This window comes from Microbacterium sp. ZW T2_14, from assembly GCF_044987405.1.
Taxonomy (GTDB): Bacteria; Actinomycetota; Actinomycetes; order Actinomycetales; family Microbacteriaceae; genus Microbacterium.
Map to the genome: position 1 here is coordinate 78,215 of NZ_JBJDRK010000001.1, position 21,737 is coordinate 99,951.

The 21,737-nt window shown below is 66.8% G+C and carries 18 protein-coding genes; 6 read left to right on the plus strand and 12 right to left on the minus strand.

The window, feature by feature from the left end; all coding sequences use genetic code 11:
- Positions 1-16: 16 nt before the first annotated feature.
- From ACI3KY_RS00330 to ACI3KY_RS00350, 5 genes are all read right to left on the minus strand, one after another.
- Positions 17-907 (minus strand): ATP-binding cassette domain-containing protein, encoded by an 891-nt coding sequence (locus ACI3KY_RS00330; RefSeq protein ID WP_404928209.1) that lies wholly within the window; start codon positions 905-907, stop codon positions 17-19.
- Positions 904-1,899, minus strand: a complete 996-nt coding sequence (locus tag ACI3KY_RS00335) for an ABC transporter ATP-binding protein (protein WP_404928210.1) — start codon at positions 1,897-1,899, stop codon at positions 904-906. The genes ACI3KY_RS00330 and ACI3KY_RS00335 overlap by 4 nt, the downstream gene beginning before the upstream one ends.
- A complete protein-coding gene (locus ACI3KY_RS00340) occupies positions 1,896-2,789 on the minus strand; it encodes an ABC transporter permease (protein WP_404928211.1) in 894 nt (297 codons plus the stop codon). Before ACI3KY_RS00340 ends, ACI3KY_RS00335 begins: the two co-directional genes overlap by 4 nt.
- Entirely contained in the window at positions 2,786-3,802 is a 1,017-nt protein-coding gene (locus tag ACI3KY_RS00345; protein WP_404928212.1) for an ABC transporter permease, read from the minus strand. Before ACI3KY_RS00345 ends, ACI3KY_RS00340 begins: the two co-directional genes overlap by 4 nt.
- A gap of 83 nt (positions 3,803-3,885) precedes the next feature.
- Positions 3,886-5,484: an ABC transporter substrate-binding protein gene (locus tag ACI3KY_RS00350; RefSeq protein ID WP_404928213.1), complete on the minus strand. Its 1,599-nt coding sequence runs from the start codon at positions 5,482-5,484 to the stop codon at positions 3,886-3,888.
- Between the two features lie 127 nt (positions 5,485-5,611).
- On the opposite strand from ACI3KY_RS00350, the gene ACI3KY_RS00355 reads away from it, so the two are divergent.
- Both ACI3KY_RS00355 and ACI3KY_RS00360 read left to right on the plus strand, forming a co-directional pair.
- Positions 5,612-6,523, plus strand: a complete 912-nt coding sequence (locus ACI3KY_RS00355; protein WP_404928214.1) for a LysR family transcriptional regulator — start codon at positions 5,612-5,614, stop codon at positions 6,521-6,523.
- 126 nt (positions 6,524-6,649) lie between these two features.
- Positions 6,650-8,476 (plus strand): hypothetical protein, encoded by a 1,827-nt coding sequence (locus tag ACI3KY_RS00360; protein ID WP_404928215.1) that lies wholly within the window; start codon positions 6,650-6,652, stop codon positions 8,474-8,476.
- A 151-nt stretch (positions 8,477-8,627) separates the two neighbouring features.
- Here ACI3KY_RS00360 and ACI3KY_RS00365 read toward each other — a convergent pair whose 3' ends face one another.
- Positions 8,628-10,097 (minus strand): NAD-dependent succinate-semialdehyde dehydrogenase, encoded by a 1,470-nt coding sequence (locus ACI3KY_RS00365; RefSeq protein WP_404928320.1) that lies wholly within the window; start codon positions 10,095-10,097, stop codon positions 8,628-8,630.
- Between the two features lie 251 nt (positions 10,098-10,348).
- Here ACI3KY_RS00365 and ACI3KY_RS00370 point away from each other — a divergent pair, with 251 nt between their 5' ends.
- From ACI3KY_RS00370 to ACI3KY_RS00385, 4 genes are all read left to right on the plus strand, one after another.
- Entirely contained in the window at positions 10,349-11,455 is a 1,107-nt protein-coding gene (locus ACI3KY_RS00370; protein WP_404928216.1) for an alcohol dehydrogenase catalytic domain-containing protein, read from the plus strand.
- Positions 11,452-12,300 carry an alpha/beta fold hydrolase gene (locus ACI3KY_RS00375; RefSeq protein ID WP_404928217.1) on the plus strand — a complete coding sequence of 283 codons (849 nt, stop codon included), beginning with the start codon at positions 11,452-11,454 and terminating at the stop codon, positions 12,298-12,300. The genes ACI3KY_RS00370 and ACI3KY_RS00375 overlap by 4 nt, the downstream gene beginning before the upstream one ends.
- Before the next feature lie 2 nt (positions 12,301-12,302).
- Positions 12,303-13,142 (plus strand): alpha/beta fold hydrolase, encoded by an 840-nt coding sequence (locus tag ACI3KY_RS00380; RefSeq protein WP_404928218.1) that lies wholly within the window; start codon positions 12,303-12,305, stop codon positions 13,140-13,142.
- Between the two features lie 211 nt (positions 13,143-13,353).
- Positions 13,354-14,655, plus strand: a complete 1,302-nt coding sequence (locus tag ACI3KY_RS00385; RefSeq protein ID WP_404928219.1) for an MFS transporter — start codon at positions 13,354-13,356, stop codon at positions 14,653-14,655.
- Between the two features lie 636 nt (positions 14,656-15,291).
- Here ACI3KY_RS00385 and ACI3KY_RS00390 read toward each other — a convergent pair.
- From ACI3KY_RS00390 to ACI3KY_RS00415, 6 genes are all read right to left on the minus strand, one after another.
- Positions 15,292-16,542, minus strand: coding sequence for an alpha/beta hydrolase family esterase (locus ACI3KY_RS00390; protein WP_404928220.1), 1,251 nt, complete (start codon positions 16,540-16,542; stop codon positions 15,292-15,294).
- A gap of 199 nt (positions 16,543-16,741) precedes the next feature.
- Positions 16,742-18,019 carry an ABC transporter substrate-binding protein gene (locus ACI3KY_RS00395; protein WP_404928221.1) on the minus strand — a complete coding sequence of 426 codons (1,278 nt, stop codon included), beginning with the start codon at positions 18,017-18,019 and terminating at the stop codon, positions 16,742-16,744.
- Between the two features lie 2 nt (positions 18,020-18,021).
- The gene (locus ACI3KY_RS00400; protein WP_404928223.1) at positions 18,022-19,191 is read right to left on the minus strand and encodes a branched-chain amino acid ABC transporter permease; all 1,170 of its coding nucleotides are present in this window, start codon (positions 19,189-19,191) and stop codon (positions 18,022-18,024) included.
- On the minus strand, positions 19,188-20,066 hold the full coding sequence (locus ACI3KY_RS00405; RefSeq protein ID WP_404928224.1) for a branched-chain amino acid ABC transporter permease: 879 nt from the start codon (positions 20,064-20,066) through the stop codon (positions 19,188-19,190). The genes ACI3KY_RS00400 and ACI3KY_RS00405 overlap by 4 nt, the downstream gene beginning before the upstream one ends.
- Positions 20,066-20,812, minus strand: a complete 747-nt coding sequence (locus ACI3KY_RS00410; RefSeq protein ID WP_404928225.1) for an ABC transporter ATP-binding protein — start codon at positions 20,810-20,812, stop codon at positions 20,066-20,068. The genes ACI3KY_RS00405 and ACI3KY_RS00410 overlap by 1 nt, the downstream gene beginning before the upstream one ends.
- On the minus strand, positions 20,809-21,459 hold the full coding sequence (locus ACI3KY_RS00415; protein WP_404928226.1) for an ABC transporter ATP-binding protein: 651 nt from the start codon (positions 21,457-21,459) through the stop codon (positions 20,809-20,811). The genes ACI3KY_RS00410 and ACI3KY_RS00415 overlap by 4 nt, the downstream gene beginning before the upstream one ends.
- Positions 21,460-21,737: the final 278 nt, after the last annotated feature.

Sequence of the window (21,737 nt, forward strand, 5' to 3'; positions counted from 1 at the left end):
TGGGGTAGCAAAGAGGTCACGACGGGATCCTGTTCTCGTTGAGTGACGGGGTAATGCTCGATGCCTCGATCGGCGTTCCGGGCGGGCCGCCGCGTGCTTCCTCGCTCCGGATGCGGGGCGGGGGCGGAACGGGTACTGCGCCCGGGGTCTCGGGCATCGCGGCGAGCAGTCGCTGCGTGTACTCGTGCTGGGGACTCACCAGCACCTCCGACGCCGGGCCGACCTCCACGAGGCTGCCCTTCCGCATCACCCCGGCGGCGTCGCTCATGTAGCGCACGACGTCGAGGTCGTGGGAGATCAGCAGGTAGCTGAGCGAGTACTCGCGGCGCAGTTCCTGCAGCAGATTCAGCACCTGTGCCTGGACCGACACGTCGAGCGCGCTGGTCGGCTCGTCGAGCACCAGCAGTTTCGGGCGGGTCGCGAGGGCGCGGGCGATGCCGACGCGCTGGCACTGGCCACCCGAGAGCTGATGGGGTAGTCGCTCCGCGTGCGCCTGAGCGAGCCCCACCTCGTCGAGGAGTTCGCGCGTTCGCACTGCGAGGGCGCGCCCGCGTAGCGGGGTGTGCGTGCGCAACGGTTCTCCGATCGATTGCTCGATCGTGAGACGTGGGTTCAGCGCGGCGACCGGATTCTGGAAGACCATGCCGGTGCTCGCGCGGAGGCGGCGCAGCGTCTGGTTGCGGAGCCCACCGATCGGCTCCCCGTCGATGCTCGAACTGCCCGACGTCGGCTCGATCAATCGCAGTGCGCAGCGGGCAACCGTGCTCTTTCCGGATCCGGACTCGCCGACCAGACCGAACGTTGTGCCTGCCTCGACCTCGAAGGAGACGCCGTCGACGGCGCGCACATCGCTGCCATGCGCCCGGTAGACCTTCACGATGTTCTCCACCGTCAACATGGCGCTCATGGGTGGCTCCGTTCCACGCTGGCGGCCAGGATGCAGGCCGCTTCGTGCAACGGCGAGACGGGGTCCAGGCCTGGGTCGATGTCCGCGCAGGCAGCGACGGCGATGGGGCAGCGGTCGCGGAAGGAGCAACCTGTGAGGTTGAGCAGGTTGCCCGGCACTGAGCCTCGAATCGCGTCGAGCGGCTGGCCTGGCCGATGCCGCCCGGGCAACGCGCCGAGCAGGCCGCGCGTGTATGGATGGGCAGGTGCGCGCAAAACGACGTCGGTCGGGCCGGTCTCGACGACCCGCCCCGCGTACAGCACAGCGATGCGGTCACAGACCTCGCGCACCACGCCGAGGTTGTGTGTGATGAGAAGCACTCCGAAGCCGAAGCGGTCGCGCAGAGACAGGATGAGCTCGAGGATCTGCTTCGCGATCGTCACGTCGAGTGCGGTCGTCGGCTCGTCGAGGATCAGCAGCTTCGGTTCGCAGACCAGCGCCATCGCGATCATCGCGCGCTGCAGCATCCCGCCCGAAAGCTCATGGGGGTAGCTGCGGTAGATCCGTTCGGGATCGGGCAGTCCGACCTGTTCCAGGTAGTGCACGATATGCGCCTTCGCCGCCGCACGACGCAACGGCCGCCCGTCGACTCGGCGGTGGCGGTCGACGACATCGCGCATCTGCTGGCCGAGCGTGAAGACCGGATTGAACGCGGTACCCGGGTTCTGGAACACGATCGAGATGGCATCCCCACGCGCCGATCCGCGACCGTCGAAGGGCTGCTCGATCCCGTCGAGCAGCACGCGGCCGCTCGGCACGGCACCCATGGGCAGCAGGCCGAGCACCGCCAGGCCGGTGAGGCTCTTGCCGCAACCGGTCTCGCCGACGATGCCGACGACCTCGCGGGGGGCGACGGTGAGGGTGATGCCCCGCACGGGGCGGTTCGTGAGCGCGCCGCGCTCCTCGAACGCGACCTGGAGATCGTCGATGCGGAGGAGGTCTGTCGTGCTCATCGCTTCACCTGCCGAGGGTCGAAGAAGTCGCGCAGCGAGTCGCCGAGCAGGTTGAAGCCGAGGACGGTCACGAAGATCGCCAGGCCCGGGAAGGTGGAGATCCACCACGCGGTGAAGATCTGCCCCCGCCCCTCGGCGACCATGAGGCCCCAGTCGGGCGCCGGCGGCTGGGCGCCGAGGCCGATGAAGGCGAGGGAACCAGCGGCCAAGACGACGCTGCCGATGTCGACCGTCGCCTGCACGAGCACCGGGGTGAGGCAGTTTCGCAGGATATGCCGCGGCAGGATCCGCCAGGCCGGCACGCCGATCGCGCGGGCCGCCTCGACAAAGGGACGGTCGCGCAGTGCGCGAGCCTCGGCGCGAACGAGCCTCGCGTACCAGGGCCACCAGCATATGGCGAGCGCGAGGCCGGCGTTCAAGAGGCTGGGACCGAGGATGGCGACGGTCACCATCGCGAGGAGCAAGGGCGGGAATGCTTGGAAGATCTCGGTCACGCGCATCAGCACTTGGTCGAGCCAGCCGCCGCGGTAGCCCGCGACGGCACCGAGCGGGATGCCGACGAGCGCGGCGATCGCCACGACCAGCAGGGAGACGGTGAGAGCGGGGCGGGCGCCGATGATGACCCGGCTGAGGATGTCGCGGCCGAGCTGGTCGGTGCCGAACCAGTGCGCCGTGCTCGGGGCCAGCATTCGATCGGCGACGTTCGTTGCGCCATAGCCCTGCGCCGGGAATGGGGCGATCCACGGACCGAAGATCGCGAGGATGACGACCAGGACGATGAGGGCAAGGCCGAGCGCGGCGAGCCGGTCTTTGCGGAGCACGCGGCCGATGCGGCCCAGCGGGCGGGTGCCGATCGGGACGAAGGCGGGAAGAGCAGTGGTGGCGGTCACGACAGCGTCACTCTCGGATCGAGCCGCGCCTGCACGAGGTCCACGACGAGGTTGGCGATGAGGTATCCGGCGGCACCGAGGAGAGTGATCGCCATGATGGCCGGATAGTCGACGGCGAGCATCGCCGCCGCGGCGAATTGACCGATGCCGGGCCAATTGAAGACGACCTCGACGAAGAACGTGGCGGTGAGCGTGTAGGCAGCGGCGAGCCCGATGATCGTCATCGTCGGCGGCAGCGCGTTCTTCAGCGCGATCTTCCACCGGATCAGGCCGTCGCGCAGTCCGTAGGCGTTTGCGGTGAAGACGTAGTCCTGGCCGAGCACCTCGAGCATCGAGGCCCGGGTCATGCGGGCGATGAGACCGAGCGGGTAGGCGGCGAGGGTGATCGCGGGTAGCACCAGGTGAGCGAGGCCATCGCTGTACGCGACCCAATTGCCGGTGATGAGGCTGTCGAACAGCGGGAATCCGGTGACGGTGGTGATCGGCGAGACGTACTCGACCTCGGTACTGAACTGTCCCGTTGCGGGAAGCAGCTTCAGCTGGCCTACGAAGAGCACCTGCAGCAGGAGCCCCAGCCAGAATGCCGGCATCGAGACGCCGCCGATGGCGAGGAAGCGGATCAGGCCGTCCAGCGCCTTGCCCGGCCGCTTGGCGGCCACAACCCCGAGGATGATCCCGAAGACGACCGCGATCAGCATGGCTGCGAAGATGAGTTCGAGGGTGGCCGGCAGTCGGGTGGCGAGTTCGTCGAGCACGGGGCGCTTGGTAGCAAGCGAGTTGCCCCAGTCGCCGGTGACGAGCCCACCGAGGTAGGCGAGGTACTGCAGGATGAGCGGCTGGTCGAAGCCGAGCTTTTCGCGGATGCGGGCGAGTTCCTCGGGTGGCGCCTTCGGCCCGGCGTAGACGACGGCCGGGTCTGCGGGGATGACGCGTGAGAGGACGAACACGACGAGAGTGAGCACGAACAGCACGATCACCGCGGTTCCGAGCCGGCTGGCGAGGAAACGCAACATGAATGACTCCTGGATCGGAGGGGGCGTCGGGTGGCCCGCTGTGCGGACCACCCGACCTGAGCGGGTGCGGGTGCGGCTGGCGGTCAGCTGGCCGGACGGATGGGAGCGAAGAACGTCGTGAACGGGTAGTTCTCGTTGAAGTCCGCCACTTCGAGTCCCTTCGGAGCGACGCTGACCGCCTGCGCGTCGTAGAGGAAGACGCCCGGTGCCTGGTCGACCAGCAAGTCCATCGCCTCCTCGTACTTGGCCTGGGCCGCGTCGCGGTCACTGCCGGTGAGGGTGCCCGCCTCCTCGACGAGGGCGTCGTATTCGGCGTTGTTCCAGTAGCTGAGGTTGAAGAACGGCGTCTCACTCGAGTGGAACAGCGAATAGAGGTTGTCGGCACCGGCATCGCTGTAGGTGGGCCAGTAGTAGACGACGAAGATGTCCTGTGCGCTGGCCGGGTCGGCCTTCGCGTTCTCCCACTGCTGATTGAACAGTTCGGCGCGCACGTCGACGGTCACGCCGATCTTGGCGAACGCGTCCTTGATGAGGGGCACGAAGCGCGTCTCGGCCGGATTCTCGGAGGCGTACGTGAGGGTGAGGTTGAGTCCGTCGGCGTGACCCGCCTCGGCGAGCAGCGCCTTGGCCTTGTCGAGATCCTGGCTGTACTGCGGGACGTCCTCGGAGTAGGGGAAGATGCCCTTCGGCACCGGCCCGTGCGCCTGCGTCCCGTATCCGGCGCCGCCGACCTCGATGATGTCCTCGTACGGCACGGCGTAGCTCAGCGCCTGGCGCACCTTCGGGTCATCGAGCGGCGGCCGCGTGGTGTTGAAGAACGCGAGGAAGTTGAACGGAGAGTTCGCCGTCTCCACCTCAGTGCCGAGCTCTGACGAAACCGTGTCGACGTTCTCGAGCGGCAGGTTTGTCGCGAGGTCCACCTCGCCCGACGTCAGCATCTGCTGCGCGGTGACCGCATCGGGTGTGATCGCGATGTCAACGATGTCGAAGGTCGGTGCCGCCTCATCGTTCCAGTAGTCGTCGTAAGCCTCGAGCACGACCTTCTCGCCCGGGGTGTACGACTTGACCGTGTAGGGCCCGGTGCCGGCGTCGATGCCCGCCTCGAAGTACTGCTCGTCGTCGGCAGATGCCTCGAGCGCCTTCGGCGAGACGATCCACGCGCCGTAGGTGGAGGCGGCGACGAGGTCCATCGGCGCCGAGTACGCCAGGTGCATGACGACGGTTGTGTCATCGGGCGCGTCGATGGACTCGAGGGGTGCCCAGATGAAGGATGCCCCGGAGTGGTCCTTCGCGGCTTCGATGCTCGCCTTGACCGCTTCCGCGTCGACGGGCTCTCCGTCGTGGAAGGTTGCGCCTTCGCGGATCGTGAACGTCCAGGTGAGTCCGTCCTCGCTCGTCTCCCAGGACTCTGCGATGCCGGGCGTGAACTCCTCGTCGGCGCCCTCGGCGTTCTTCCAGAGAAGAGGCTCGTAGACGTTTCCGAGGTAGAGCGCCTCCGTCGAGAAGGAGCGCACCGGATCCCATGTGGTGACAGCCGCCGACGCGGCCACGCTGAGCACGGATGCGCTCGATGCGTCGCCGGCCGCGCCGCCGGCGGTGCAGCCGGCGAGGCCGAGTGCGCCGATGACGCCGACGGCGAGAACTGAGAGTGCGCGAGGTGCTCGCGCTCGGGTGACTGCCATGTCTGCCTCCTGCTGTGGGATCGCCGCCATCGGGGATCTTCAGCGACGAAGTTGGGCCAGTCTATGGACGCCGAGCGATAACACGCCAATACTTAGTTTCGGTCATCGCGATACCTTGGAGGCATCAATGGATCTTCGTCTACTGCGGTATTTCCTCGCCGTATGCGCGACGGGCACTCTGCACGGCGCAGCGGCAGTTGTCCACGTCGCCCAGCCATCGCTGAGCCGGCAGATCCGGCGCCTCGAGCAGGATCTCGGCTTCGCTCTCTTCGACCGTTCGGCCCGCGGGCTCTCGCTGACCGCCGCCGGCCGGGCGTTCCTCCCGGTCGCCGAGGATCTCCTCACGCGCGCGACTCAGGCGAGCGCCACCGCCCGCTCGATCGCGCGCGGGACTGTCTCGGATCTCACGGTGGTCGCCGCGCCGACCACCGTGGCCGACGTGATCTCTCCGTTTATCGTGCACGCCGGCGCGGACGGGGTCATCGGCAATGCCATCGAGGTGATGCCTGAGCAGGTCTACAGCGCTGTCGAGCACGGTGACGCCGACTTCGCCGTCGGTACCCGCATCCCTCCCGCTGAGCTGCGTTCAATGGTGCTCGGGCATGCCTACTTGTGGGCACAGATGCCGGCGTGGCACCCCTTCGCGAGCCGCCCTACCATCCCCATCGCCGAGCTCGTCCAGGAACCGCTCATCGTGATGAGCCGCGCCCATGGGGTGCGCCAGATGCTCGACTCAGCCGCTGCGCGAGCCGGACTCGCGTTCACGGCATCCGTCGAGACCACCTCGCCGGTGCTTGCCCAGGCACTCGCAGCGGCAGGTCGTGGCGTATGCGTGCTCTCCGACGATCCGCACTACGACCTCGTCGCCGTGCCGATCTCAGCGCCCGGTGGAGAGCTGATCATCACGCTCTTCGGGGTGTGGGACGAGCTGCATTACGCGAGCGCGCATATCGCGGCCTGCCTGGACGAGCTGAGCAGGTTCAACGCCGAGCTCTACCCGCAGACGATCAAGTTCGGAGTCGATGGTGCGGTCGGCTGATCGGATGTAGGTCGCGCCCGGCAATACCTGCCGAGCATCAGGGAGGGTCCGAATGGGTCGTGGACCGATAGCTCGGCTGACGCTCACACTGGCGTTCACCCATCTGAACGGATCGAAGGAGATTCCGTGCGTCGTTCCCTATCCCTCCTCCTGTGCGGCGCCCTTGCGGCAGGCGCCCTCACCGCCTTCGGCGCCGCACCGGCGTCGACCGCCACCACCGCACCGGCATCGAAACCCATCGCCGCGGTGCCCGGCGACCCCCTCACCGGCTCCGGCGCGGTAGCCCGTTCGTTACTTACCGCCGACCAGCTCGCCTCGAACACCGCGCCGACGGCGACCGTCGCGAACGAGGCATTCGCGCTGCCCACCGCCGCGGCGAGGCCGCACCACACCTTCGAGGGCACCCTCACCTTGAACGAGGTCGGCGCCTCGGGAGGCTTCACAACAGTCCAGGACCCGTACGGCTACGCGTCGATTGCCCCTCTCAAGCACCTGCCGCCGTTCTCCGTGCAGCTGGTGCAGAACGGCAGCCATCTCGTGCCCGTCGCGCGGGGCGTGCAGTACACCGGGAGCCTGTACTGGAACCTCGCCGTCGGGGCCGGCCGAGTCTGGAGCGAGAAGGGCGACCGGGGTCAGACCCGCGCTGCCCTTCCGTTCGCGCTGATCGAGCGCAACGCGAACTGCGTGCACAACGGCGTCCTCACCTTCCTCTTCAAGAACAAGTCCGTCTCCAACGTTCGGTACCAGATCACGAGCGAAACGTGCCAGTACTTCCAGTTCGACCTGTGGGGGCAGGTGAGCGCCAGCTACACGCCCGGCGGCATCGCAGGAGCGAAAGACATCAGCAACGCATACGCGGCTGAGGTCGCCGACCGACTGCCGACGAAGCCGACCTCGGCCCTCACTACGGACCACCCGGGCTCGGGCTTCGATTTGTCGGCGTTCGGCCGCGGGATCACACCGAGCGCGCTCAGCACCCTTGGGTTCGTCTACGGCGGTGTGAACTACGTCGGCAGTTGTCCCACCAGGCAAGGCGAATACCCCTTCTGCGGGCAGATGCTGCTCCCCTCGTATTCCACCGCCAAGTCGGCATTCGGCGGACTCGCCCTCCTCCGCCTCGCCCAGAAGTACGGTCCGGAGGTCGCCGACGAACTGGTGAAAGACCATGTCACCGAGGCATCCCGCTCAGCCTGGGACGGCGTCACGATCGACCACACGCTGGACATGGCGACCGGCAACTACGCGTCGGCCGGATACCAGGTGGACGAGGGTGGTCCGACCATGTCCGCGTTCCTCGGTGCCGAGACCTACGTCGACAAGATGACTGCGGCGCTCTCTTTCCCCCATCAGGCGGCACCCGGCACCGTCTGGACTTACCACACCTCCGACACCTTCCTGGCGACCCGCGCCATGGATGACGTGCTGAAAGACCGCGACGGGGCCGACGCCGAGATCTTCGCCATGCTGCGCGACGAAGTGCTCAAGCCGGCGAAGGTGGGCCCCGACTCGCTCACCACGCAGCGCACCGACAACGATCCGGCCGGCGCACCCTGGGGCGGTTATGGCATGTTCTGGACGCAGGACGACATCGCCAAAGTCGCGAAACTCCTCACTGTCGACGCGGGCGCCGCGGGCGGCAACCAAGTCCTCCACCCGGGGCTTCTCAACGCGACGCTGCAGAAGGACCCCACTGACCGTGGCGTCACGACCAGCGGTGCGATCCCGTTCCACTACAACAACGGGTTCTGGGCTCAGGAGTTCAGCAGCGCAGACAACCCGTCGTACACCTCGCCATTCTCGGTGCCGTTCATGTCCGGCTTCGGCGGAATCACAGTGGCACTCATGCCGAACGGCTCGAGTTACTACGTCTTCAGCGACAACAACGAATTCGCCTGGCGCAGCGTGATCGCGGAGTCGAACAAGCTCGCCCCGATGACGGGCGGCGGCAGCTAACCGCGGAGAACTGCTCGGCAACGACCCACGTGGCCGGCACGGCGACCCGTGCCGGCCCTGCGGGAGCCGCCACGCTTGGCTTGGTGAGTGGCGACCGCTCATCGAGCGCGTCCGGTATCCCCCGCACAGACTTCTTGGCACGGACATCGCGTCAGAACGGGTTGGGTGTGAGGGTGTACTTGGTCTGCAGGTATTCGTGGATGCCCTCGGCGCCGCCCTCGCGGCCGAGGCCCGACATCTTCCAGCCGCCGAACGGGGCGGCCGCGTTCGAGACGACGCCCATGTTCAGGCCCATCATGCCGGTCTCGAGGCGCTCGATCATGCGCTGGCCGCGGGCGAGGCTCTCGGTGAAGACGTACGAGACGAGGCCGTACTCGGTGTCGTTGGCGAGGCGCACGGCGTCGTCCTCGGTGTCGAACGGGATGATCGCGAGCACCGGTCCGAAGATCTCCTCGCGGAGGATGTCGGAGCCCGGCTGCACGTCGGTGACGACGGTCGGCTCGTAGAACGTGCCGGGGCCGTCGATCTCGTTGCCGCCGGTGGCGACCTTCGCGCCACGGTTCACGGCATCCTGCACCAGCTGCGACGCCTTGGCGACCGCGCGGTCGTCGATGAGCGGGCCGATGGTCACGCCGTCCTCGGTGCCGCGGCCGATCGTGAAGCCGTTGACGCGCTCGGTGACGCGGCGGGCGAACTCGTCGGCGACCGAGCGGTGCACGATGAACCGGTTCGCCGCGGTGCACGCCTGACCGATGTTGCGGAACTTCGCGAGCATCGCGCCGTCCACCGCCTTGTCGAGATCGGCATCGTCGAAGACCACGAACGGCGCGTTGCCGCCGAGCTCCATCGACGTCCGCAGCACGCCGCCGGCCGCTTGCTTCAGCAGGCTCACTCCGACAGGGGTGGAACCGGTGAACGAGAGCTTGCGCAGGCGCGGGTCGCGGATGATCGGCTCAGACACCGCGGAGGACGCGTTGGTCACGACGACGTTCACGACGCCCGCGGGAACTCCAGCGTCCTCGAGCAGCCTTGCGAAGAACACGGTAGTCAGTGGGGTGAGCGCCGCGGGCTTGATCACCACGGTGCAGCCGGCAGCGAGCGCGGGGGCGATCTTGCGCGTGGCCATCGCCAACGGGAAGTTCCAGGGGGTGATCAGGAAGCACGGGCCGACCGGATGCTGCGACACGATCATGCGGCCGGTGCCCTCGGGGTTCGCGCCGTAGCGGCCCTGCACGCGGGCCGTCTCTTCGCTGAACCAGCGCAGGAACTCGCCGCCGTACGCGACCTCGCCGCGCGCCTCGGCCAGCGGCTTGCCCATCTCGATCGTCATCAGCAGCGCGAAGTCCTCCTTGCGCTCCTGCAGCAGGTCGAACGCGCGCCGCAGGATCTCGGCACGCTCGCGCGCTGGCGTCGCCGCCCACGCGGGGAACGCCTCGACCGCCGCATCCAGCGCCGCCTTGCCGTCCTCGGGCGACGCGTTCGCGATCTCCTTCACGACCTCGCCGTTGGACGGGTCGTAGACCTTCAGCGTCTTGTCGCCCGCCGCTGCCCGCCACTGCCCGCCGATGAACAGCCCGTCGGGCACGGACGCCAGCAGCTCGGACTCACGGGTTTCGGTGATCGTCGTGCTCACGGGGACTCCCTTGTCGTTTCACGGATGCCGCGTGCTCGCGGCATCCGTTCTCTCGATGTCGCCGTCGAAGCGGCGCACATACGCGATCTCGAGTTCGCGTCATGAGCCAGACTGATGCCTTCCGTGGGTTCCCGCAGTGTGGTCGACGCACATAAATCCGCGAATAGATGGTCCTCACCCACATTCCGCAGAGCTCGCCGTCCGTACAGACTCATTGCAGCGCGAGGAGGCGGAAGTCAATGAGGATACGTGGAGCGGTGTTGACCACATCGTCCAGCACAGCACCCTATAGGGATTCGGTGCCGATCGTGGTGGAAGAGCTCGAGCTTGACCGTCCGGGTCCGGGCGAAGTGCTCGTGCAGATCGAGGCGGCGGGCGTCTGCCATTCGGATCTTTCGGTGGTGAACGGCAGTCGCCCACGGCCACTGCCCATGCTGCTCGGGCATGAGGCGGCGGGGCGTGTTCTGTCAGCTGGGGATGAAGAAGGAGAAGAGCTGGTCGGACGACGTGTCGTCATGGCGTTCCTTCCGAGGTGCGGCGAGTGCTGTGCCTGCGCGACCGAGGGACGCCTGCCCTGCGAGCGCGGCTCTGCCGCGAACGGTGCGGGCAGCCTTCTTTCAGGCGCGCGGAGGATCTCACTCGACGGCCGCGAGGTCGCTCACCACCTGGGAGTGTCCGGTTTCGCGACGCACGCCGTGGTCGACCGTCGATCACTCGTCCCTGTCGGTGACGACGTACCGCCCGACATCGCCGCGTTGCTGGGTTGTGCGGTGCTGACGGGCGGCGGTGCCGTGTTGAACGCCGCCCGACCAGTCGCTGGGCAGACGGTTGCCGTTGTCGGCCTGGGCGGCGTCGGAATGGCCGCCCTGCTCGTGGCACGGTGCATCCCGGACGTCCGCGTGATCGGGGTCGACCCGGTAAACGAGAAGCGCCTCAAAGCGTCAGAGCTGGGAGCGGATGAGGTCTTCGACCCGACCGAAGCCATCGGTACGGTGAGGGCCGACGCCGTGATCGAGGCGGCCGGCTCCGCGGCGGCCTTTGAGACAGCTGTATCGATCACCGCGATCGGAGGACGCACGATCTCGGTGGGCCTGCCTGCGAGCGACGCCCGCGCCGCGATCTCTCCGCTCGCGTTGGTCGCAGAGGCGAAAGAGATCGTCGGAAGCTACCTCGGCTCCGCTGTGCCTTCACGAGACATCCCGCGCTTTGAGCAGCTGTGGCGCGACGGGCGGCTACCCCTTCAGCAGCTGATTTCGGCCCGCATCCGTCTTGACGACGTCAACCACGCCATGGACGAGCTCGCCAGTGGGCACGCCATCCGACAGCTGATCGAGTTCCCGCGATGAGTGTGCGTGAGCTGACACAGCTGCGCGTTCGTACGCATGACGATGCGGTGCTGCGTGTGGAGGGTTCGCGGACCGGTCGCGCTGTGCTGCTCCTCCATGGCCTGGGCTACGCATCGTGGGCCGCCCAACCGCTGAGACTCGCTCTCGACGAGGAACTCGCGCTGTGGTCGCTCGACAATCGCGGCACCGGCCGCTCCACGCGCGGTCAAGAAGAGTTGTCGATCGAACTGCTCGCCGACGATGCCGCCTCGGTGATCGAGGCACTCGGGCGTCGCGCGATCGTGGTGGGCTACTCCATGGGCGGGTACATCGCGCAACTGCTCACCCTTTCCCGCCCGGAGCTCGTCAGTCAGCTCGTACTGGTCGGCACGAGCCCCGGGGGAGCCAATGCCGTGCCCGTCCCCGATCGCACGCGCAATGCCTGGCTGGACGCCGCCGACCAGACACCCGAGGAATACGCCCGCCGCACGATGCCGCTCTCGTTCAGAGACGGATGGCCGCAATCACACCCCGACGAGTACGAGGACGTCATACAGGCCCGTCTGACGTACCCGACGTCCAGCGAGATCTGGCGCGAGCAGTACCACGCGTGCGAAAAGTTTCTGCAAACGGGGGCACGGACGTCAGAGCTATCCGTCCCGACGCTCATCCTCCATGGCGGCGCCGACCGGGTACTGCCGCCTGAGAACGGTCGCGCGATCGCCCGCATGCTTCCCACAGCTCCGTATCGAGAACTGCCCGATGCCGGGCACCTGCTTCATCTCGAACAACCGGAAGTCGTCGCAGCAGAGGTCCGCCGTTTCGTCTCACCCCTCATCCACAACCACGGCAATACAAAGGAGTAAGCATGCCCAACCTCGAAGTGGAACCCGGTGTGAACCTCGCCTACGAGGATCGCGGATCGGGCAAGCCGATCGTCTTCGTCCATGGATGGGCGGGCAGCGGAGACGTCTGGGACTACCAGGTGCTCGACCTCGCCCCGTCCTACCGCTGCATCACCGTCGACCTGCGCGGGCACGGCGCGTCCGACAAACCGTGGGGCGACTACGACTACGACCTCTTCGTCCGAGACCTGGACGCCGTCATCGTCGGACTCGAGCTCACAGACGTCACTCTCGTCGGCTGGTCGATGGGTGGCCACATCGGCCTCAAGTACGCCCAGATGCACCCCGAGCGAGTCGGACGGCTCGTGATCACGGGAAGCGGCCCTCGCTTCTGGGAGGCGCCCGATGCCCCCTTCGGCACGCCGCCGGAACAGGTGGAGGGCCTCATCGACGCCATCCGGTCGGCGCGAACGGAGACCATCGCCGGGCTGTACGCCAACAACTTTCACCGAACGGATCTGAAAGCAACCGAAGAGTTCTTCATCCAGATCGGCCTGAAGGTGCCGGCGTTCGTCGGCGTCACCAGCTTCCAATCCCTCCTCGACGTGGACATGCGACCGCACCTGCCTGAGATCGACACCCCCGTCGCCATCTTCACGGGACGCCACGACCAGATCTGGGATCCGCGATGGTCCGAGTACGCATACCGCCTTCTTCCGAACGCCTCATTGACGTATTTCGAGAACAGCGGCCATGTCGCCTTTATCGAGAACCGCGCGGAATGGAACGCTGCCCTCGTCGACGTCATCGAAGGCTGGACGCCCGCCGCATCCCTCGGATCCTCGCAGAGCGTCGCGGTCTGACCCGCGAGGACATCCAACGCCGAACGCATCCGCGAGCGCCGGCGGAAACAGACACCAACGTGATCACTGAGTGATCTCTCACAACTACAAGGAGGTAGTCGCCATGACATCCCACAATTCGACTTCCCGGCCACCGCGTGAAACGACTCCCACGCAAGGCGCAGAGTCGCCTCCCGCCCGCGGCGGCCTGCGGCGGGTCGTCACAGCATCGATGGCCGGCACCGTCGTCGAGTGGTACGAGTTCTTCCTCTACGCCACCGCAGCGACGCTCGTCTTCAACAAGATCATGTTCCCGCCATCGGACGACCCCTATGCGCCGATCATCGCGGCACTCGCGACCTACGCGGTCGGTTTCATCGCCCGCCCGCTCGGCGGAATCGTCTTCGGCCACTTCGGCGACAAGTACGGACGCAAGAAGCTCCTGCAGCTCGCGATCATCCTCGTGGGCGTCGCCACGTTCCTGATGGGATGCCTGCCCACGTACGATCAGATCGGCTATTGGGCCGTCGGGCTCCTGCTCGTCCTGCGCTTCACCCAGGGCTTCGCCGTCGGCGGCGAGTGGGGCGGCGCGGTGCTGCTGGTCGCCGAGCACTCGCCGGACAAGACGCGCGGTTTCTGGGCGTCGTGGCCGCAGGCCGCCGTCCCGATCGGCAACCTGGTCGCGACACTCGTCCTGCTCGTGCTCAGCCGCACCCTCACCGAGGAGCAGTTCCTCGCCTGGGGCTGGCGAATCGGGTTCTGGCTGTCGGTCGTGATCGTCGCCGTCGGCTACTACATCCGCACGAAGATCACCGATGCGCCCATCTTCCTCGAGGTGCAGAAGGAGATCGAGGAATCCAAGGAGACGCGGTACGGCGTGTTCGAAGTGCTGAAGCGCTACCCCCGCGGCGTCTTCACCGCGATGGGTCTGCGCTTCGCCGAGAACATCATGTACTACCTGGTGGTGACGTTCTCGATCACCTATCTGAGCGTCGCGCTCGAGGTGAACACGGCAGAGATCCTCGGGCTGCTGGCGCTGGCCCATGTCGTGCACATGGTCGTGATCCCGCTGATCGGCGGACTGGCCGATCGCATCGGCCGCAAGCCCACGTACCTGATCGGGGTGCTCGGAGCGGCGGCGTGGGGCTTCATCGCCTTCCCGCTGTTCGATACCAAGAACCCGTTGGTCATCGTCTTCGCGATCTCGCTGGGCCTGTTCATCCACGCATTCATGTACGCGCCGCAGCCAGCGATCATGTCCGAGATGTTCCCGACCCGGATGCGGTACTCCGGCGTCTCGCTCGGGTACCAGGTCACCTCGATCGTCGCCGGCTCGCTCGCACCGATCATCGCGGTCGCGCTCCTCTCGCAGTTCGGCACGTATGTGCCGGTCGCCATCTACCTGGCGATCGCCGCCGGAGTCTCCCTCATCGCGGTGATCTCGCTGCGTGAGACCAAGGGATCGTCGCTGCACGAGCTCGACCGCGTGGACCAGCAGAAGCGGGCTGTCGGTCGGATCACTGCCGACGCCTGACCGCTCCGGCGCCAAGGAACGCCCCGCCACCTCGTGGCGGGGCGTTCGTCGTCCTCTCGGTGATCGTGCCGGCGCACCGTCCCTGCTCGCGCATCGTGAGAATGGCCTGCGGGGCCGCCAACCGTGGGCACCATATGATCGCCAGGCGAACGACGCGCACGAACTGGAGCCGTGAAGTCTGCTGAGGGGCGCGCCCGCTGCAGCGCACTCGACATGGCGGCTGCGGTGTCGAGGACGTCGGCCTTGGCGGCGGACGCGTCCGCCCAGTCACCACCGCGTGCCACCGCCCTGCTTCTCTGGGCCTCGCAATATACGCGGCATCCTTCGTTTCGTTGATGCGGGACGGAGGCGGCGAGGCGTATGGATGCAGGTGCCCCGAAATCTGCGCCCCAGCTGGACCAGCCACCTAATCCCGCCGGCATCCCGGCGCGTCCCCGCGATCTGGTGCGATACGCCTTCGCCAGCCCCTGCCTCATGCGGAACACGCTGGATCCGCGTTGTGGCGCAGAGTGTCGCCGCTATGAGGCGTGGCGTGGTTGAGGGCCGGGGCCCCTCACTCCGGACGAATGTCGACCGTATTGATGAGCCCCGGCCCTCATGCCGGTGGGACCGCTTCGTGAGCGGACGAGTCTGGGCCTAGCTGCAGTTGACGACGACCGTCCAGGATCCGGACGACTGCTGTCGAAGAGTGGTGACGGTCGCGTCTCCTTGACCCATGTATGCGTACGAACCTTTGGCGTAGTAGGTCTTGTAGGGAGCGATGCCGTAACTGAGGGCCCGTCCGGCCGCCTGGTGTGTTGCATTCGACGCCGCGACGCACGACTGATCCGTCGGGGTGGGCGTCGGCGTCGGGGTCGGAACGGGAGTGGGTCCGGGCGTCGATGGGCCGCCTACGCGACGGTTGTTCTCGAAGAAGAACTTCGTCACGTAGGCGGGATAGTCGATGCTGTTACCCGAGATGTAGGTGCCGCTCGTGCCCGTGCCCGCAGGCCAGTTGTGGCCGAGACCCGTGTTCTGGATCACAGATACTCGTGGCCCGGACGCATCGCTGTAGAGCGTGCCGCTGCCGGTCGTATTCGTACCCGCGAGGCCGCTGAGCGAGAACGTCGACGAGGTCCCCGCGCCATATATCCCGGCCATGATCTGTGCGTTCAGCGTGTTGTAGCCGGCCGCAACCGTCGCATCGTTGCTTCCGTAGACCACGGAGGTGAGTTGCGTCTGGAACGCGGTCGAGTTGTCACCTGCGAAGCGCTTGCAGGTGTCCGTTGCAGTCGTTTTGCTGGTGCTGACCCACGAATACCCGCTTGTCGAGGTGCCGATGGTGGGACCGGCGTTGATTCCGACGCCGGCGAAGACCTGCGGGAACAGGCACCCGACGACCATCGACTCCGCACCTCCGGAAGAGAGCCCGCTGACATATGTCTGGTCGGGGTCGATTGCGAGTGACCCGCGGGATTGCAGCGTCTGAGCGAGCGCGAGCACATTGTCATCATGGCGTGACGGGTTGGTGGAGTTGTGGTCGGAGTCGTAATAGTCCCAGCAACCGAGGTACACGCCTCCATTGGGCGCGTCCGGCAGCGCCACGACCATTCCATACTCGTCTGCGACGTCGGTCCAGTTTCCGTCATCCTGCAAGTCCTGCGCCTTCTGCTGACAGCCATGCAGTGAAATCATCAGGGCGCGTCCGCCTACGAGGGCAGGTGGCGTGGCGGGGGTATAGACGCGAACTGACATGCCCGCGATCGTCTCCGTTGTCCATGCTCCGGACGCGGCGCGTGCTGGCGGAGCCAGCCACATGCAAGCGAGGACGACTGCGATGATGAGCGCAGCCATCAGCCCGGTGCGGCCAATCGACTGGTGCAGCGCACCTGCGGTTGTTGACTTCATGAGATTCTCCTTCGACGACGTTGTCTTGGGCGAGCAGCGTGCAGTTGCCCGCTGCGCTGCTCATGTACGAGGTGGATCACTGGCGCGCGACCAGGGCCTGTCGTAGACGCGCTCGCGTTGTTCAGCGACCTGGTGAATGGATAGGTGTGCCGGGGCAGCTGACCCCAAGGTTGCTGAGGTTCAACTGCCCCGGTTCGGTTCAGTTCGCCGGGATTCCTCCCTCTGCCACGGGCGGGAAGTCGGCGTCGATCTCCTCGACGTCGCCATCCGTGACGCGGTAGGTCGAGCCGACGTAATCCTGTACACCGTCTTGGACGACTTGGATGCCGGCCGCCGGGTAGGCCTCGTGGGAGTCCTTGGAGAACGCCAGTGGGACGATGCCGTTGCCGGTGAGGTCACCTGAGGTCAATGCCTCCAGCAGCGACTCACGCGTGGGGTTCTCCCCCGCCGCCTTCAACGCCTCGGCGAACAGGTACGCCATGCTCATGCCGTAGATGGTGTTGCCGTCGAAGACGGCTCCCCCGTTGTATTCGTCGTTGATGGTGCTGAACAGCTCGACCCAGTCGGAGCTGATGCCGGGCATGTAGTTGGCGCTGACGAAGCCGTCCAGTAGCTGCGGGGCCGCGTCCTTGAGCAGGCTCGACAAGGTCACGTAGTCGGCGCCCACGGATGTGGCGAACCACATCGGCGACCACCCCAGTTGTGCGGCGGTGCCGATGGCGAGGGCCGAGAACCCGGGGATCGTGCCGAGCATCACGATCTCGCAGCCCGCGGTCTTCAAGGCCCCGATCTGCGCCGACACATCGGGATTGGACACGGCGTAGCGTTCGACCGCCACAAGCCCGTCAGCTCCCAGTACCTGCTCCGCGCCCTCGATGAATTCGTTGCCGAAGTCGTCGTCCTGACCGAACAGGCACACCTTCTTGCCCGTGTGCTCGTCGTTGGCATACTGCGCCAGCGCGGCGCCCTCCACGATGTAGCTGGCGTTGAACGAGAACGTGTACGGGTACTCGTCGGGCTGGTTCCAGTCCGATGCGCCGGACGCGACGAACAGATCCGGCACTTTGTTCTGGTTGAGGAACTCGAGGACGGAGAGGTGCGTCGGGGTCCCGAGTCCGTTGACGACGGCGAAGACGTTGTCCTCTTGAACGAGCTCTCGCACGACGGTCTGGGTGTTGGACGGGTTGTAACCGTCGTCCTTGACGATGTACTCGATGGACCGCCCGTGAACGCCGCCATTGTCGTTGAGGTAGTCGAAGTACGCGCTGGCGGCGGCCGAGATTCCGGCGTAGCCGGCTGCGGCGGGACCGGTGAGCGGAGTGTGGGTGCCGATCGTCACGGTGTCTTCGGTGACACCGGGGACGTCGGCGCCCTCCGATGGTGCCGCGGCGGGCGTGCTGCACGCCGCCAGCGTGATGAGGAGCGCTCCAGCGGCGGCCGCAGCAGTGATGCGGTGGACGGGTGATCGATGTTTCATGGTCATTTCTTTCTCTCTTGGTGTGCGGACGGGACGTTCGGGGTGGCGAGTTCAAGCACCGGCTCGGCGGCATCGGACGGCCCAGCCGCGGCGGTGGAGTCCGGCTGAGGGCGTGCTGGTTCGGCCACTCGACGATCACGCCGGGGCTTCCGGCGGAAGCGGATGCCGGCCAGACCGCGCGGGGCTGTTGCCATCACGACGATGAGGAGCAGTCCGAAGAGCAGGACGGGCAGATTTCCGGAGAGCCTGTGGGCGAGTTCCGCGGGCAGTGCTTCGGTCATCAGGGTGACCGTCCATGGCAGCAGGACGATGAGCGCGGATCCGATCGCGGCACCGCCGATGCTGCCGAGTCCGCCGATGACGGCGGCGACGACGAGGAGGAGCGAGAACGCGAGGGTGTAGGCACCGGGGCTGACCGCTTGTGTGATGAAGCACACCACTGCCCCACCGGCGCCGGCGGTGACCGACGACGCGATGAAAGCGATCACCTTGATGCGACCGGTGCGAATTCCCGAGAGCCGAGCGGCGATCTCATCGTCCCGCGTGGCACGCATGTGCAGCCCGATGCCGCTATGGCTCAAGGATGCGAGTGCGGTGACGACCACCCCGGCGACGAGGATCGCGACCCATGCCTGCCACTGCTCCATCGCGATGAGCGTCGCGAGCACCGGCGGCACGCTGTCGTACGCGATCTGAAGGCCGGCATCCCCGTTGAATACCCCGGAGAAGAACGTCGTCAGGGGTGCGATCGCGATGGTGATCGCCAGCGTCAGACCTGCCAGGTAGGGCCCACGCAGCCGAGCGGCCGCCAGTCCCAGCAGCAGCCCGAGAAGGCCGGAGGCGACAAGGCCGCCGACCATACCCAGGAAGAATCGGGCCAGGCCGTCCACTCCCGCGTCGGTGAGCACGTTCGCAGTCAGCGCGTAGCCGTAGCCGCCGACGGCCATCATTGCAGCCTGTCCCAGTGATAGCTGTCCGCTGCTGCCGACGAGGACCGTGAGGCCGGCGACGGCGCAGAAGGTGGCGGCGATGGTCGCGAGCTGAAAGTTCCGGTACGGGTCCAGCAGGAACGTCATCCCTAGTGCGAGGACGGTGAGCGCAGTACCCCAGAGGATGATGCGACGGGATGTCGGCCTGGCGGTGATCGTGGAGGGTCGCTGTCGACGGATCATGCGCTGCGCACCTCTCGCATCGAGAAGATCCCGCCGGGCCGCACCAGCAGCACACCCAACAGGAGGAGGAGCAAGCCGATCGGCGCCAGTGTCGCGGAGATGTAGCCGCTGACGAGCGTGATCACGACCCCGACGGTCAGTCCGGCGGCAAGCGCGCCCAGCGGGGAGTCGAGGCCGCCGATCACGGCGACGGCGAATCCGTACACGAGGAGCATGTCGGTCGCGTGGGGATTCAAGCCGAGTTCGGTGGGCACCAGAAGGAAGGCTGCGAGTGAGGCAACGGCGGAGGAGAGCATCCAGCCGATGGTCACCATGCGCGGCACCCGCACTCCGAGCAGGCGCGAGACTTCGGGTGCGAAGGCGGCAGCCCGCAGTTGCAATCCGATGGACGTGAACCGGAACAGCAGGGCGAGCGCGACCATGACGACGGCAGCGATCGTGAGGACGAAGATGTCGTACGGCGAGAGCAGCGGCGTGCCGCCGATCATCAGAGGGCTGTCGTCGAACGGCGCTTGCATCGGCCGATACTGGGGACCGAAGAGGATCCCGAGCAGCGACTGCAGCACCATCACGATCCCGATGGCGACGATGATTCCGGCGAGGTGATCGTGAGCGGGCACGAGTCGCATCACCCCGCGTTCTACCGCGACTCCGATCAGCGCACCGGCGACCAGTGCGGAGATGAGTCCGGCCCAGTACGATCCCGACGCGGCGGTCACGGTGAACGCGACGTACGCGGCGACGAGCGCCTGCGCCCCTTGAGCGAAGTTGATGATGCGCGCTGCTCGCCAGATGAGCACGAGCGAGAGAGCGAAGAGTGCGAAGACGGCGCCTCGGGAAAGTCCGGTGGCGAGGAGGAAGGTCAGCTGGTCCATCAGAATCCGAGGTAGGCGTGTCGAAGGGTGGAATCGCGCAGGAGTTCCCGCGATGGGGCGTCCGCCACGACTCGGCCGAGGTCGAGGAGCACTCCGCGGTCGGCGATCGAGAGCGCGCTGGTCACGTTCTGCTCCGCGAGAAGGACGGTGAGGCCGCGATCGGCGGCGATGTCTCGCAAAGCTCCGAAGATCTTGGCGATCGTGAGGGGGGCGAGTCCGAGCGACGGCTCGTCCAACGCGAGCACCAGAGGTTCGGTGATCAGGGCGCGGCCGAGCGCCAGCATCTGGCGTTCGCCGCCGGAGAGTTGGTGGCCGGCGCTGCTGCGTCGGCGCGCGAGCGGCTCGAACAGCTCGTAGATGGCCTTGATTGCGCTCTCTCGCGCCGATCCTCGGTGCCGCCATAAGGAGCCCAGCCGGAGATTCTCCTCGACTGTGAGCTCGGCCACGACGCTCTGCCCCTCCGGCACGAGCGCCACTCCTCGTCGGGCACGTTCCTCGGTGGCCAGTTCCGTGAGGTTCGTCCCGTCGAGGCGGATGATGCCGGATCTTGCCGGCATGAGTCCGGCGAGGGTGCGCAGGAGAGTGGTCTTTCCCGCTCCGTTTGCGCCCAGCAGCGCGACGATCTCACCGGGCTGCAGGGCGAAGCTGACGTCATGAAGCACCGGTGTCCCCCCGTAGCCGGCGGTCAGCGCCTCGATGGAGAGCGCACCGGCAAGGGTTCGTGCTGCTGCGTGTCCGCCGCTCATGCGATCGCTTTCACGCCGAGGTAGGCTTCCTCGACCCGCGGGTCGACGCGGATCTGGTCCGGCGTGCCGCGGGCGATGCAGCGACCGAAGTCCAGCACGACGATCTGGTCGGCCGCGTTCATCACGAAGTCGACGTGGTGTTCGACCAGCAGGATCGAGCATCCTCCCGCAGCGACCGCTTGAACGATGCGTGCGAGATCGGCGATGTCGTCGGCGCCCAGTCCGCCGGCGGGTTCGTCCAGGAGGAGCAGACGCGGATTTGTTACCAGCGCGCGTGCGAGCGCGACACGTTTTCGATCCGGATAGGAAAGGGCGGAGACCGTGATGTCCGCCATTGCGGTCAGATTGAGCGACTCGAGCTGCGCTGCGACTCGGGTGTCCGCGGCACGGATGGTCGCGATGGGCGCCAGCACGTTCTCCCGAACGGTCAGCCCGGAGAACAGCCCCAGTCCCTGCAGCGTTCTTGCCAAGCCGCGGCCGGTCAGATCAGCGGTTCGTCTCGGCGATGCGAGGCCGTCGATGGCGATGCGTCCCTGTCGACTGACCAGTCCGCACACGGCGTTGAACACCGTGGTCTTGCCTGCACCGTTCGGCCCGATCAGTGCCACCACTTCACCGGGGTGGACGTCGAAAGAGACGTCGTCCACGGCTGTCAGCCCCCCGAATCGGACAGTCAACCCGCTTACCGCGAGTCGGGGCTGTGCTCCTTGCTGGCCGCCACGGGGCTGGTCCCGTGACCGCCGTTCGCCAAGTATCTTCATCGATCCTGCCTTCGCTTGTTTGTCGGCGCCGGACGCCGCACGAGGTCCGCGTGCAGAGGGACCCAACGGAAGGACCATGCCCACTCCGCTGTCGACCAGATCCGCCCGACGTGAAGAAGCACCTCACGCCGCCGTGGAACGCTGTTTCAGCGCCCTCCCTCGCG